Raw genomic sequence first — 14035 nt, forward strand, 5'->3', positions numbered from 1 at the left:
CATATGGCAATCCAACGACTCGATGCCAGCCATGCACTCGCTTATCGGGCGCTGATGCTTGAGGCCTATGACCGTCACCCGCAGGCGTTCACGTCGAGTGTCCGCGAGCGCGCGGTGATGCCGTTGAGCTGGTGGGAGTCACGCTTGACCAGCCCGCTGGACGTGCTGTTCGGCGCATTTGAAGGCGACGAACTGGTGGGTATTGTCGGCCTGGCCTTCGAGGCGCGGGAAAAAGCCCGGCACAAGGCAACGCTGTTTGGTCTGTACGTGTCAGACACGGTCAGACAGCGCGGGCTCGGCTACCAACTGGTTCAGGCGCTTTTCATTGCGGCGCGGGCTCGGCCGGGGTTGAAGCTGATTCAATTGACCGTCACCGCTGGCAATGACGCCGCATTGGCGTTGTACCAGCGTTGCGGTTTCGCACAATTTGGCCTGGAGCCGCTGGCGGTGCGGGTTGGCGAAGAGTACTTCGACAAGATCCATATGTGGCGCGAGATCTGAAACCAATCGAGATCGTTCCCACGCTCTGCGTGGGAATGCAGCCCGTGACGCTCCGCGTCACAGCCAAAATGGACGCGGAGCGTCCAGTGAGGCATTCCCACGCAGAGCGTGGGAACGATCATCGACCAGGTTTCAGCGCACCGCGCTAACCCCATCCAGGGTCGAGAACGAGGTGTCCTTGGCCGTCAGCAGAAAGTCGCGCATATACGGCGCGTCGAGCATGTCGGCGCGGATCCCGGCGTATAGCGTGGCAAACAAACCTTTCTCACCGAGGCGCTTGGCCTTCACGTAACCCCGTGAGCTGTACTCATGCAGCGCCCAATGCGGCATGCCGCAGACGCCACGGCCGCTGGCCACCAGTTGCATCATCATCACCGTCAGTTCCGAGGTGCGCACTTGCGCCGGTTCGATGTCGGCCGGTTCCAGGAAACGGGTGAAGATGTCCAGCCGATCACGTTCCACCGGGTAGGTGATCAGGGTTTCGCTGAGCAAATCTTCCGGGACGATGTACGGCTTGTTCGCCAACCGATGCTGGTTGGCCACCGCGAGCATCGCTTCGTAGGTGAACAACGGCACGTAGGTAATCCCGGCCAGCTCCAGCGGGTCGGACGTTACCACCAGGTCCAGGTCACCACGGGCCAGGGCCGGCAGTGGGGCGAAGGAGAAACCCGACGCCAGGTCCAGCTCGACTTCCGGCCAGGCATCGCGGAACTGGTCGATGGTCGGCATCAGCCACTGAAAGCAGCTGTGGCATTCGATTGCCATGTGCAGCCGTCCGGCGGTGCCACCGGCCAGGCGTGCGATGTCGCGCTCGGCCCCGCGCAGCAGCGGCAGGGTCGCGTCGGCCAGTTGCAGCAGGCGCAGGCCGGCGCTGGTGAAACGCACCGGTTTGGTTTTGCGCACGAACAGCGGCATGCCCATGCGCTCTTCCAGCTCTTTGAACTGGTGGGACAGGGCGGACTGGGTCAGGTGCAGACGGTCGGCGGCTTCGACCAGGCTGTCGGCCTCGCGCAAGGCGTGCAGGGTCTTCAGGTGACGGATTTCGAGCACTGGGGGCTCCATGAGCAAATTTTGTGATCAACACGAAAAGGTTGAGTTTGTCTCATGTTGGGTTGGCTGTCGACAATAGGGCCATCTTTTACTTCGGAGAAACACACCATGGCCTTGGCCCACACACTCGGTTTTCCACGCATCGGTGCCGACCGCGAGCTGAAAAAAGCCCTCGAATCCTACTGGAAGGGCGACCTCGATCAGGCCGGGTTGCAAAGCGTCGGCCGTGAACTGCGAGCCAGACACTGGCAAGTGCAGAAAGACGCCGGTATCGACCTGCTGCCGGTGGGCGACTTCGCCTGGTACGACCAGGTGCTGACGCACTCACTGACCTTTGGCGTGATCCCCGAACGCTTCGACAGCGCCAAGGATGCACAGGGCCTGCCGACCCTCGACACCTTGTTCGCAATGGCCCGTGGCGCCAGTGCAAAGTGCTGCGATGGTGAGTCAGCCAAGACACACCATGCGCAGGAACTGACCAAGTGGTTCGACACCAACTACCACTACCTGGTCCCGGAATTCAGCGCTGACCAGCCGTTCAAATTGAGCTGGGAGCAGCTGTTCGATGAAGTCGACGAAGCCCATGCCCTCGGTCACAGCGTCAAGCCAGTGATCATCGGCCCGCTGACTTATCTGTGGCTGGGCAAAACCAAAGGCAACGGCTTCGACAAGCTTGACCTGCTCGAGCGCCTGCTGCCGCTGTACGGCGAAATCCTCAATCGCCTCAAGGCTCAAGGTGTGGAATGGGTGCAGATCGACGAACCGATCCTGACCCTCGACCTGCCGCAAGCCTGGAAAAACGCTTTCGAGCGCGCCTACCACATCCTTCAGTATTCGCCGCTGAAAAAACTCGTGGCCACCTACTTCAGTGGCCTGGAAGACAACCTCGGGCTGGCGGTGAGCCTGCCGGTGGACGGCCTGCACATCGACGCGGTGCGAGCGCCGGAACAACTGGGCCAGGTACTCGATCGCCTGCCGACTTACAAAGTGCTGTCGGTGGGCCTGGTCAACGGTCGCAATGTCTGGCGCTGCGAGCTGGAACAGGCGCTGGCACAACTGAAACCGGCGCAAGAGCGGTATGGCGACAACCTCTGGGTCAGCAGTTCGTGCTCGCTGCTGCACAGCCCGGTGGATCTGGATCGTGAAGACACGCTCGACGCCGAGCTGAAGAGCTGGCTGGCGTTCGCCGTACAAAAGTGCGGTGAAATTGCCGTGCTGCGTGATGCGCTCAACGATCCGCAAGCGCCGAAGGTCCAGGCTGCGCTGGCGCAGAGCCGTGCCGTGCAGGCCAGCCGTGCGCAGTCGCCACGCATCCACAAAGCCGAGGTGCAGGCGCGCATCCGGGCCATTCGCGACACCGACAGTCAGCGTCACTCCGTGTTTGCCAAGCGTATCGAGTTGCAACGTGCACGCCTGAATTTGCCGGCCTTCCCGACCACCACTATCGGCTCGTTCCCGCAGACCGCATCGATCCGTCTGGCGCGCCAGTCGTTCAAACAGGGCAAGCTCTCGGCCAACGATTACACCGACGCCATGCACAGCGAAATCCGCCACGCGGTGCAAATCCAGGAACGTCTTGGCCTCGACGTGCTGGTGCACGGTGAAGCCGAGCGCAACGACATGGTCGAGTACTTTGCCGAGCAACTCGACGGCTACCTGTTCACCCGTTTCGGCTGGGTTCAGAGCTACGGCTCGCGCTGTGTGAAGCCGGCGATCATCTATGGCGACCTGAGCCGTCCGAAGGCCATGACCGTCGACTGGATCACTTACGCGCAGAGCCTTACCGACAAGGTCATGAAAGGCATGCTGACCGGGCCGGTGACGATGCTGATGTGGTCGTTCCCGCGCGAAGACGTGTCGCGTAAAGTCCAGGCGCAACAGTTGGCGCTGGCCCTGCGCGATGAAGTGGTCGACCTGGAGCAGGCCGGGATCAAAATCGTCCAGATCGACGAAGCGGCGTTCCGCGAGGGCTTGCCGCTGCGCCGGGCGCAGTGGCCGGAATACCTCGACTGGGCGGTGCAAGCGTTTCGCTTGAGCGCGTCTGGCGTGCGCGATGAAACGCAGATCCATACCCACATGTGCTACAGCGAATTCAACGACGTGATCCAGTCCATCGCCGCCATGGACGCCGACGTGATCACCATCGAAACCTCGCGTTCGGACATGGAGTTGCTGGAAGCCTTCAAGGCCTTCGACTACCCGAACGACATCGGCCCGGGCGTCTACGACATCCACTCGCCACGGGTGCCGGACACCGCCGAGATGGTCAAGTTGATGAGTAAGGCTGTGCAGCGGGTTCCGGCCGAACGGCTGTGGGTCAACCCGGACTGCGGCCTGAAAACCCGCGCCTGGCCGGAGACGGAAGCAGCGTTGGTGAATATGGTGGCCGCTGCTCGCCAGTTGCGTAATCAACTGGCTTAGGGGCGCCATCGCGAGCAGGCTCGCTCCCACATTTGATCTGTGTCGTACACAAACTCTGTATCCGACATAAATCCTGTGGGAGCGAGCCTGCTCGCGATGAACGATAACGCGGTCTCCAAAACGACCGTTCGGCACCCTTCATCAAACTGTCACGCAACTGTGGCAGCGCGCTTTAACAAAGTTCATCAGACTCGCGCTCTACTGGGGTTCTGCGTTTCGGTGTTTCTTCATGCGGGTACGATTTTTTTCAACTGCGGTTTTTCTGGCCGCGCTGCTATTCGGACTGCCGTCATTGGCGGCTTCGCGCTGCGATGTCAATGTGCCGACCGAGCGTGTCGATCTGGCGCAGGTGAGCCTGGCGTACCAGAGCATCGGTCGTGCGTCCGATCCTGCGTTGCTGCTGGTGATGGGCCTGGGTGGCCAGTTGATTCACTGGCCGGACGAGGTGGTGGTAGCGCTGTGCGAGCAGGGGTTCAGGGTGATTCGCTATGACAACCGCGATGTCGGGCTGTCGACCTGGCGTCAGGCGCCGGCCAACGCCAATCTGACCTTTGAGGTGCTGCGCTACAAACTCGGTTTACCCGTAGCGGCGCCGTACAGCCTGACGGATATGGCGGACGACGCGCTGGGGCTGATGGATGCGCTGCACGTGGAGCAATTCCATGTACTGGGTGCGAGCATGGGCGGGATGATCGCCCAGCACATGGCGGCGATGGCGCCGCAACGGGTCGAGAGTCTGACACTGATCATGACCAGCTCGGGCGCTGAAGGCTTGCCAGCACCCAACGCGGCGCTGGTGCAATTGCTCTCACGGCGCAGTGCGCCGAACCGGGAAGTGGCGCTGGAGCAACAGGCCGATCTGCTGGCCGCGCTGGGCAGTCCGCAGGTCACCGATGATCGTCAGGCGCTGTTGCATCAGGCCGCGGTGTCATACGACCGGGCGTTCAATCCTGAAGGGGTGAAACGCCAGATCATGGCGATCCTCGCCGAACCGAGCCGGGTGGCGTTGCTCAACCAACTGCGGGTGCCGACGCTGGTGGTGCATGGCACCGCCGATCCGCTGTTGCCGGTGATGCATGGCATTCACCTGGCGGCGCATATCCAGGGCAGTCAGTTGAAGCTGATTCCGGGGCTGGCCCATCGTTTTCAGGAAGCGTTCAAGGCGCCGTTACTGGCGGCGGTGTTGCCGTACCTGCGAAACCATCGTGAAGACACCTCGCATTGGGCGCAGATTGATCCGGTGCTGGCGCCGAATCTGTTGTAAGGCGGATCGTTCCCACGCGCAGCAAAGGAATGCCTCTACGGACGCTCTGCGTTCGGCTGTTGAAGGGACGCGGAGCGTCCCGGGCTGCATTCCCACGCGGGAGCGTGGGAACGATCATGCGGGGGGAACGATCTTCACAGGATCAGCGGACAATCTTGTCCACATGAATCCCGAGTTTTTTCAGCCGATACCAGAAGCTGCGCTCCGAGATGCCGATCAGTTGCGCAGCGGCCGCTTGCACACCATTGCTTTGTTGCAGGGCGGCAAGAATGTAGGACTTCTCGACTTCCACCAGCGCGGCGTCGAGGTCCGGCGGCACGCCAGTGCCTACGTTGAGGGGCACGCGGGCGCCGTCGACGGTGGGCCTTGAGGCGAACAGGTACGCCGGCAGATCGTCTTCTTCGATCACTGAACCCGAAGCCACGATGGTGGCGCGTTCAACGCAGTTCTGCAGTTCGCGGATGTTCCCCGGCCACGGATAACTGGCCATGGCCTGCAAGGCTTCCGGGCTGAAACCGGTGATGCGTTTGCCAGCAGTGGCGCCCAGAGTGTGAGCAAAATGCCGGGCCAATGGCGCGATGTCTTCGAGCCGTTCACGCAGGGGCGGCAGGGGGATCGGGAACACGTTGAGGCGATAGTAGAGGTCTTCGCGAAACTCTTTGTTGGCCACCGCTTCCAGCAGGTTCTTGTTGGTGGCGGCGATCACGCGCACATCGACTTTGCGCTCGCGCTGGTCGCCCACCGGCTCGATCACTCGCTCCTGCAAGGCGCGGAGGATTTTTGCCTGCAAGGCCAGCGGCATGTCGCCGACCTCATCGAGAAACAAGGTGCCCTTGTCGGCCTGCATGAAGCGCCCGACCCGGTCCGCCATGGCGCCGGTGAAGGCGCCTTTGCGATGGCCGAACATTTCACTTTCCAGCAACCCTTCGGGGATCGCCGCACAGTTCACTGCGACGAAGGGTTTGTCGGCGCGGTTGCCGTGTTTGTGGATGGCCCGGGCGACCATTTCCTTGCCGGTGCCGCTTTCGCCGGTGAGCAGGATGGTCGCATTGCTTTCGCGTACCGAATCCACTGCTTGCAGCACTCGGCGGAAGGTCGGGCTGTCGCCCACCAGGCTGTCGATCTGCTGGTGTTCTTCAAGCTCGGCGCGCATGCGCTGGTTGTCTTTGAGAATGTCGCGAAATTGCAGGGCCTTGTTGACGGTGATGTCCAGCTCATCGATGTCGAACGGCTTGGCAATGTAGTCGAAGGCGCCATTGCGCATCGACTGCACGGCGTTTTTCACTGTGCTATAGGCCGTCATGACGATCACCGGCAGTTGCGGATAGCGCACTTTGACTTCCGCCAGCAACTGCGGCCCGTCCATGCCGGGCATGCGCCAGTCGCTGATCACCAGGTCGATGTCTTCCTGTTCCAGCACTTTGAGCGCGTGCAGGCCATTGCTGGCGGTGAACACCTGGATGTCGTTCTGGCTCAGGGCCGAGGCCAACAAGTCGCAGAGCTTGGGCTCGTCATCGACCACCAGAATGTTATGCGTCATCACTGTCCCCGTCGTCGCTGTCGTCTTCGCCATTGGCCGGAATGTACAGGCTGAAGGTGGCGCCGGCATCTTTTTCGCTGACGCATTCAACTCGCCCGTCATGGTTTTCCATGATCGAGAAGACTTTGGCCAGCCCAAGCCCCGTTCCGGACGCCTTGGTGGTGACGAACGGCGTGAATATTCGCTCGAGCATGTCCGGTTCGATGCCCTGGCCGGTGTCGGACACGCTGATGACGGTGTACTGCCCTTCACTGGCGATGCCCAGGGTCAGGCGACCGCCGTCGGGCATCGCGTCAATGGCATTGAGCACCAGGTTCAGGCAGGCCTGTTTGAGCTGTCGGGCGTCGGCGTACATGGTCGCGGCCGGCGCGTTGTCTTCGATTCGGGCGTCAATGTTGTGGGTCGCCAGTTCCGGCGCACAGAAACCGATCAGTTCATCGACCAATGGCCGTGCCAGCTGGGTCGAACGCATGGGCGCGCTGGGCTTGGCAAAGTCGAGGAAGTCGGTGATCAGGTCGTTGATCCGGCTGACCTCGCTGACCACGTATTCCAGATGCCGTTTGTCGGTCTCGGGCAGGTCGGCGCGACGGTGCAGTAATTGGGTCGCGGTCTTGATGATGCCCAGCGGGTTGCGGATTTCATGGGCCAGGCCCATGGCCACTTCACCCAGGGCGTGCAAGCGATCACGACGGCGCAGCTGCGATTCCAGGTGCTGCAACTCGCCGAGACGTTCGGTCATGTGGTTGAAGGTGCTGCTCAATTCGGCCAGTTCGTCGCTGCCATAGACTGGCACTCGCTGACGATAATCGCCGTCGATCACCGCCCGAACGCCTTTGGATAGAGCGCGCAGGGGCTGGGTCAGGCGTTGCGAGACCAGCCAGCCGACACCCAGCGACAGCGCCGAACTGAGGATGAAAATCAGGATGAACAGATTGCTCTGGTTCACCAGCCCGACCAGACTGTTGTGGCGCAGCAGGCCGCTGAAGATCACGCCCTGAAGTTCACCGTTGTCGGTGAGGATTGGCCGATAGATGCCGCTGTAGTTATTGGTGAACTGTTCGATCGGTTTTTTCGTGGCGCGCAGGATTTGCTCGATATCTTCGGGCACCTTCATGGGGTGATCGTCGAAGCGCTGGGTAGCGAAAATTTCCGAGAAGTCCTCGGCCTTGGCCAGGTACAACCGCAGGTCAAGGGAATGCACATCGGCGACGCTGGTGAGGAAGCTGCTGTCCAGATAGTTGGCGAGGACCAACTGATAGTCGACCCCAGCCTGGGTCGTCTGGAAGGTCGAGACCAGGATGCCGGTGGACGCGCCCGCGACCTGAATGGTTTGCAGGACGGCTTTGGGCGCGGTGTTGATTTGCTGGACGATGTCGTCGGTCACGGTACTGAACAGCACTTTGTGATCGCTGGTGCGCACCAGCGCCACGACGTCGATGCCCATGGCTTCGGCAATGTCGGCGCTGAGGCGGTCCTGCCGGGCCGAAAGCCGGTCGTTGATCGGGCGGATGTGGCGCAGCAACAACTGGGCGACCCGCGTGTTTTCGCGGAGGATTTCCCGGACTTCGTCTTCGACGATCTTGGTCGATTCCTGCAACCAGATGCGCACGTTGCTATCGAAGATCTGTGACAGCGTGGTGGCCGCCAGTTCCGCAGCGATCATGGTCGGGATTACGCTGACCAGCCAGAATGCCAATACCAGCTTGCGTTGCAGGCTCCAGCGGGAGATGGCGAAGGGCAGGGCTTTACGGCGTCGGACTTTGATCATCAGGTTTCGCTTATCGCAGCAGCCATGGCAGGGTCGGATTTATCCGGTCGGACAAACAGTTTCACGAGTTTCAGTAATGTATTGAGCAACCCGTTGCGGTGGTGAAAAAACAGCGTATTGCCTTCAAACGAGCAACCGAGCCGCAGCTTACTGGCATAGTCGGTCTGGCCGCATGCGTATAACGGGATGTTGTGTTGAATACAGTAGTCGACATTGGCCAGCCAGCTTCTGAAGTACAGGTTGTACTCACGGGTCTGTTCCAGGTCGTGGGCAAAAAATTTGTCCACCAGTCGATGTTCGTCCAGCAACACCAGGTTGAACGCCACCAGTTGCTCGTCCACCCAATACAGCACGCACGCGGCACGTTGGTCGAGGTGTTCGAGGATACTGGTGAAATACTCTGCGGACAGTCGTTCGAACTCCAGATCGCTGCGCGCCAGGGTGGCTTCATACAAGCGCATCATCTGCGGCAATACATCGTCGACCGAACGTCGCCATTCGATCCGCGGACCCTGGGCCCGAAGTTTGCGGCGCAAGTCCTTGCGAGTGGATTTGCCCAATGTACCGAGGTAGGCGTCCAGCGAACCGAAGGTGATCGGCAATACCGCGCTTGGTGATCCAGGCATGGTTTGCAGCCCGGCCTCGCGGCAGACGTCAATCCACTGCTGATTTTGGCTGGAGGCATTCTTGACAGCCAGAAGGCCGATTCCGGCCTGGTTGGCATCGTTGCGGGCCAACGTCAGTAATTGGCGGAGCAACACCGGACGTTGATCGTCAGCGATATGGCTGGCGGTGCCTGCGTGGCATTGCTCGGTGACGGGCGATCCAATGGCGTACAAGCGAATATCCAGCATCCGCGGCAACCATGGGCGCAAACGCTGCGTGATACATTTGCCGATGCCCCGCACCGTGGTGTCGAGCGAGTACTGCGTGGTAAATGCCGCGGCTGCGGCAATCAACGTGCTGCCTTCATAGAGGGCAAGGTAGCGCCACTGGAAGTCGGTGACACCTGCCTGTTCAACGGCCCGATAGTAATTCCAGTCCTCCAGTTCCCCGGGGAAGCAGTCATTCCAGGCGCAGCGTTCGATGGCCTCGATGGTTGAATAGGCACGGGCGGTGATCACGTCTTGTCCTTAAGCTACGCCAGCTGTCGATACTCTTCACGCTCGCCCGGCTTCATGGAAAGCTGCTGGACAAAGTCTGCGCTCAAATCCACGACGCGGCGATACTCCAGGTCAACCGTGATCATGTGATAGCAGTTGTCCAGCAGGATCTTGGTAACCGGGCCGCCGAGATGGCGTTCGACGTAATCGGCGTTCCAGCGGCTGGTGATGTCGTCTTCGATGGAGTGCAGCACCAGGGCTGGTGTCTTGATCGACGGCATGCGTTTCTTGACCACGGCATTCATCCGGTGCAGTTCGCGCACGGTGACGCCTTCCATGGTCAACAGACCGGCATTGCTGCTTTCGCCGTCTTTCATCTGACGTTCGACGATCGCCCGCAGGCGCTCGTTCTTGATGCCATAAGGTGGCTTCTCTTCGAAGCTGCAGATGTGCACGCCGAACGGAATCTTCATCAGCAAAGGCGTCAGGAACGCCAGTTTGTGGATGCTCCAGCCGTCGTAGCGCAGGGTGGTTGAATACATCAGCAGGCCGGCGACCTGTCCTGGATGCTCGGACGCGACATACATGGACATGACCGCGCCCATGGACAGACCGCCGACGAACACCTGTTCGTGCCGCTGGCGTATGCCCACGAATGTCTTGCGTACACCTTCGTACCAATCCTGCCAGCCAGTGGCTTGCAGGTCGGCGTTATCACCGCAGTGCCCGGCCAGGGTTGGCACGTACACCGTGCAACCCGATTTGGCCAAGCCGATGGCAACCCGACGCAACTCCGTCGGGGTGCCGGTCAGGCCGTGGATCAACAACACCGCGACCTCACCACTGCCGAGAACGAAACCGGTGCTACCTTCGCCCAGATCGATCTCTGTTTCGTTCATCGTTTCATGGCTCGATTCAGCAACTGCTCGAGCAGTTTCAGGCCCAGGTCGATTTCCGGGTAGCTGATTTCCAGCGACGGTGCCAGGGTGATCACATTTTTGTAGTAGCCGCCCACGTCGAGGATCAAGCCCAGTTTCTGGCCGTCAACCACCATATCGCCCTTCATGCCTTCCTCGACCATGTAGTCCAGGGTGGCCTTGTCCGGGGTGAAGCCGTCAGTGGTGCAGATTTCGCAGCGCAGGGCCAGGCCCAGGCCGTCGACGTCACCGATGATCGGGAAGCGTTTCTGCAGCTCTTGCAGGCCTTCGAGGAAGTACTTGCCCTTGGCCATGACCATCGCGCCGTAGTCGACTTCGCTGGTCATCTTGAACATTTCCAGGCCTACCGCGGTACCCAGTGGGTTGGAGGCGAAGGTGGAGTGAGTCGAACCTGGCGGGAAGATCTTCGGGTTGATCAGCTCTTCACGGGCCCAGATGCCGCCCAGTGGGTTGAGGCCGTTGGTCAGCGCCTTACCGAATACGATCACGTCAGGTTTAACGTCGAAGTGTTCGATCGACCACAGCTTGCCGGTACGCCAGAAACCCATCTGGATTTCATCGGAAACCATCAGGATGCCGTGCTGATCCAGCACTTGCTTGAGCTCGCTGTAGAAGTTCATTGGCGGAATGACGTAGCCGCCGGTGCCCTGGATCGGCTCGACGTAGAAGGCTGCGTATTCACACTGGTTAGTTTTTGGGTCCCAAACGCCGTTGTATTCGGTTTCGAACAGACGGGCGAACTGCTGCACGCAGTGGCTGCCGTATTCTTCCTTGGTCATGCCTTTCGGGCCGCGGAAGTGGTACGGGAACGGGATGAAGTTGGCGCGCTCGCCGAAGTGGCCATAGCGGCGACGGTAGCGGAAGCTCGAGGTGATCGACGATGCACCCAGAGTACGGCCGTGGTAGCCGCCTTCGAAGGCGAACATCAGGCTCTTGCCGTTGGAGGCATTACGCACCACTTTCAACGAGTCTTCGATGGACTGCGAACCGCCGACGTTGAAGTGCACGCGACCATCGAGGCCGAACTTGTTCTTGGCGTCGACCGCAATCATTTCCGACAGCTCGATCTTGCCTTTGTGCAGGTACTGGCTGGCGATTTGCGGCAGGGTGTCGATCTGTTGTTTCAGGGCGTTGTTCAGACGCGGGTTGGCGTAACCGAAGTTGACCGCCGAGTACCACATTTGCAGGTCGAGGTAGGCCTGGTCTTCGGTGTCCCACACGTAGGAACCTTCGCAACGGCTGAAAATGCGCGGAGGATCGATGTAGTGAACGGTGTCGCCGTAGGAGCAGTACTTGGCTTCTTTATCCAGAAGAACCTGGTCTTCTGCGGTAGCAATTCGGATATCAGACATGGTGGAAGAGTTCCTGATTGTGTAGCGAGAGTTCAGAAGAGGTTTCAAGTGCGAAGTCAGTGGCGTTGGCTGCGCTGCCGGCCGGCAGTTTGGCCAGCAGGGCCGGAAGTTCGGCGAAGCTGTCGAAGCGGGCGTAAGCGATGCCATTGTGTTCGCAATGTTCGGCCAGGCGGTCCTTGGCAAATACGAAGTCGGCGGTGGAGGCCACGCACATGTCGGACTGACCGTCACCGATCACCAGCACGCGTTTGCTGCTGGGCGTGGATTTGCATTTGCAGTTGCCGGAGGCCGCGCGGCAGGCGTCGCTCGAATACGGGAAGTCGATGCGCCAGCTGTTGTTGTCGACCTGGCGCAGGCGGTTGGCGAGGATCGGCAGGAGGCTGACGTAGTTGCGCGACAGAATCCGCGCGATACCTTGTTCGATACCGTCACTGACGACTTCGATGGAAGCGCCCAGGCCGACCACATGGTCGATAAAGTCCGGGAAGTCGGCATCGATTTCGACGCTGTCGAAGAACTCGAGCAGTTCATTGGGAGTTGCCTTGACCAGCGAAAGCTGGCGGCTGAGGCATTCACGCGAGCCGATAGCACCGCTCAGCCATTCGTCCTCGATCGCTTCCCAGCTTGGGTCGGCGAAACGTTGGAGAATGCTGTCGATTACGTCGGTCCGGGTGATGGTCCCGTCGAAATCACACACGATATGCCAATCAATCATCTGCATTACCTAGTTGGGGCAGGGGCGCGCTGATGCGCTTGCAACGGGTAGAGCAGGGATTGTGCCAAGTTGTTTCAGATCCTATAGGCTGGGGCTCTGAGGTATGCTGTGCGGAAAATATGTCCGCGAAGCTACAATTTTTGTAGGTCGCTACAAACAACATGAGTGCTTGCGCAGGAAAATCGGCCCGGGAGTTGATGCGCGCATGCACTGCCAAGGAATCGTTCTATGTTCAGGATTACCTCTGCCGTATTCACTGCCTTGCTGTGTCTTGGCGGCTTTTGCGCCACCGCGCAGGCTGCCGGGATAACCGGTGAGGCAGGTCTCGGCATGAGCAATCAACCCTATGACCCCACGGGTAGCCGTTATGAAACCGTGCCGGTGCCTTACTTCGATCTGGACTGGGGCGATGTCAGCCTCAGCACCGATGACGGTTTAACCTGGAGCGCCTTGAAAGCCAATGGTTTCAGTGCCGGGCCGTTTATCAACTATATTCCGGGCCGCAACTCCAATGGCACGCTACGGGGCCTGCACAATGTGTCGGCCATGGGCGAGGCCGGTGGCTTCGTTCAGTACAGCCCGGCTGATTTCTGGCGCATTTTCGCTTTCGTCGGCCATACCGTGGGCGCTAATCGCGGCCAGGGTGGTGTGCTCGGTCGGGTGGGCGGGGAAGTGGGTTATCCACTGGGGCTGGGGATCATTGGCAGTAGCGAACTGAACGCGAATTTTGCTGATCGCCAGCAGACTCAGACGTTCTTTGGTGTTTCCCAGAAAGATGCCCGGGATTCGGAGTTCCGTCCGTACAAGGCCAGTGGCGGCTTGCAGAATGTGGCGTTGACCCAGAACTTCGAGTTCCCGCTGGCCGCAAAGTGGTCGCTGGTGACCAGTGCCACCTGGAAGCATCTGACCAATTCGGCGGCGGACAGCACTATCGTCAAACAAGAAGGCCGCGTGAACCAGGGCGAGGTTCAGGCGGCGATCGCTTACAAGTTCGATTGAGCGTCCCCGTAGCGGAGGCAGCGATCTTTTGGAGGCCGACAGGAAGTCAGCCGTGAACGCGAACCCAAACACTGACCAACACCGTCGCCGCCATCAACCAGGCGAGCGCAGCCACTGCCAGCGATGCCTCCAGTCGCAGCCGATCGACCATTACATACAAGGTCGCCAGATAAACGAAGTACGGAATGATCGACCACATGCCAAACACGATGGTGGTCTTCAGATCGTCCAGCGAGCGGCCCTTGCCGACGATGTAATGGGCAATCAGTGCAAAGGTCGGAAACAGCGGCACCAGGCCTGCGATGTAATAGTTTCTGGTTTTGGCGAGGAAGGCGAGGATCACCACCACCGCGGCGCCCAGTGCAGCTTTTAACAGTAGATCCA

Annotated in this window: 12 protein-coding genes; 4 read left to right on the forward strand and 8 right to left on the reverse strand. The window is 60.2% G+C overall.

Annotated elements, in window-relative coordinates:
* Positions 1-3: 3 nt before the first annotated feature.
* Complete coding sequence (locus FPT12_RS06695) at positions 4-501, forward strand: GNAT family N-acetyltransferase (protein ID WP_145015185.1); 498 nt, start codon at positions 4-6, stop codon at positions 499-501.
* A gap of 132 nt (positions 502-633) precedes the next feature.
* On the opposite strand, the gene metR is transcribed toward FPT12_RS06695, so the two are convergent.
* Positions 634-1551 carry a transcriptional regulator MetR gene (gene metR, locus FPT12_RS06700; protein WP_019693392.1) on the reverse strand — a complete coding sequence of 306 codons (918 nt, stop codon included), beginning with the start codon at positions 1549-1551 and terminating at the stop codon, positions 634-636.
* Positions 1552-1659: 108 nt separating this feature from the next.
* Here metR and metE point away from each other — a divergent pair, with 108 nt between their 5' ends.
* Both metE and FPT12_RS06710 read left to right on the forward strand, forming a co-directional pair.
* Positions 1660-3972 (forward strand): 5-methyltetrahydropteroyltriglutamate--homocysteine S-methyltransferase, encoded by a 2313-nt coding sequence (gene metE, locus FPT12_RS06705; RefSeq protein ID WP_145015186.1) that lies wholly within the window; start codon positions 1660-1662, stop codon positions 3970-3972.
* Positions 3973-4201: 229 nt separating this feature from the next.
* On the forward strand, positions 4202-5236 hold the full coding sequence (locus FPT12_RS06710) for an alpha/beta fold hydrolase (protein WP_145015187.1): 1035 nt from the start codon (positions 4202-4204) through the stop codon (positions 5234-5236).
* A gap of 142 nt (positions 5237-5378) precedes the next feature.
* Here FPT12_RS06710 and FPT12_RS06715 read toward each other — a convergent pair whose 3' ends face one another.
* The 6 genes from FPT12_RS06715 to FPT12_RS06740 are packed head-to-tail and all read right to left on the reverse strand — an operon-like array spanning position 5379 to position 12652.
* Positions 5379-6776, reverse strand: coding sequence for a sigma-54 dependent transcriptional regulator (locus tag FPT12_RS06715; protein WP_145015188.1), 1398 nt, complete (start codon positions 6774-6776; stop codon positions 5379-5381).
* Positions 6766-8544 (reverse strand): ATP-binding protein, encoded by a 1779-nt coding sequence (locus tag FPT12_RS06720; protein WP_145015189.1) that lies wholly within the window; start codon positions 8542-8544, stop codon positions 6766-6768. The genes FPT12_RS06715 and FPT12_RS06720 overlap by 11 nt, the downstream gene beginning before the upstream one ends.
* A complete protein-coding gene (locus tag FPT12_RS06725) occupies positions 8544-9668 on the reverse strand; it encodes a GNAT family N-acetyltransferase (protein ID WP_145015190.1) in 1125 nt (374 codons plus the stop codon). The genes FPT12_RS06720 and FPT12_RS06725 overlap by 1 nt, the downstream gene beginning before the upstream one ends.
* 14 nt (positions 9669-9682) lie before the next feature.
* A complete protein-coding gene (locus tag FPT12_RS06730; RefSeq protein WP_145015191.1) occupies positions 9683-10546 on the reverse strand; it encodes a carboxylesterase in 864 nt (287 codons plus the stop codon).
* Positions 10543-11937: an aspartate aminotransferase family protein gene (locus FPT12_RS06735; RefSeq protein WP_145015192.1), complete on the reverse strand. Its 1395-nt coding sequence runs from the start codon at positions 11935-11937 to the stop codon at positions 10543-10545. Before FPT12_RS06735 ends, FPT12_RS06730 begins: the two co-directional genes overlap by 4 nt.
* Complete coding sequence (locus tag FPT12_RS06740) at positions 11930-12652, reverse strand: MtnX-like HAD-IB family phosphatase (protein WP_145015193.1); 723 nt, start codon at positions 12650-12652, stop codon at positions 11930-11932. The genes FPT12_RS06735 and FPT12_RS06740 overlap by 8 nt, the downstream gene beginning before the upstream one ends.
* A 228-nt stretch (positions 12653-12880) precedes the next feature.
* On the opposite strand from FPT12_RS06740, the gene FPT12_RS06745 reads away from it, so the two are divergent.
* Complete coding sequence (locus tag FPT12_RS06745) at positions 12881-13651, forward strand: MipA/OmpV family protein (RefSeq protein WP_145015194.1); 771 nt, start codon at positions 12881-12883, stop codon at positions 13649-13651.
* 46 nt (positions 13652-13697) lie between these two features.
* On the opposite strand, the gene FPT12_RS06750 is transcribed toward FPT12_RS06745, so the two are convergent.
* Positions 13698-14027 (reverse strand): GlpM family protein, encoded by a 330-nt coding sequence (locus FPT12_RS06750; RefSeq protein ID WP_178098641.1) that lies wholly within the window; start codon positions 14025-14027, stop codon positions 13698-13700.
* Between the last annotated feature and the right edge of the window lie 8 nt (positions 14028-14035).

Origin of the sequence: Pseudomonas sp. H3(2019) (assembly GCF_007713465.1) — a bacterium.
Lineage (GTDB): Bacteria > Pseudomonadota > Gammaproteobacteria > Pseudomonadales > Pseudomonadaceae > Aquipseudomonas.

Coding starts and splice junctions, on each gene's coding strand:
- FPT12_RS06695 (WP_145015185.1), top strand. CDS start 4: ATGGCAATCCAACGACTCGATGCCAGCCATGCACTCGCTTATCGGGCG.
- FPT12_RS06720 (WP_145015189.1), bottom strand. CDS start 8,544: ATGATCAAAGTCCGACGCCGTAAAGCCCTGCCCTTCGCCATCTCCCGC.
- FPT12_RS06715 (WP_145015188.1), bottom strand. CDS start 6,776: ATGACGCATAACATTCTGGTGGTCGATGACGAGCCCAAGCTCTGCGAC.
- FPT12_RS06745 (WP_145015194.1), top strand. CDS start 12,881: ATGTTCAGGATTACCTCTGCCGTATTCACTGCCTTGCTGTGTCTTGGC.
- FPT12_RS06740 (WP_145015193.1), bottom strand. CDS start 12,652: ATGATTGATTGGCATATCGTGTGTGATTTCGACGGGACCATCACCCGG.
- metE (WP_145015186.1), top strand. CDS start 1,660: ATGGCCTTGGCCCACACACTCGGTTTTCCACGCATCGGTGCCGACCGC.
- FPT12_RS06730 (WP_145015191.1), bottom strand. CDS start 10,546: ATGAACGAAACAGAGATCGATCTGGGCGAAGGTAGCACCGGTTTCGTT.
- FPT12_RS06735 (WP_145015192.1), bottom strand. CDS start 11,937: ATGTCTGATATCCGAATTGCTACCGCAGAAGACCAGGTTCTTCTGGAT.
- FPT12_RS06710 (WP_145015187.1), top strand. CDS start 4,202: ATGCGGGTACGATTTTTTTCAACTGCGGTTTTTCTGGCCGCGCTGCTA.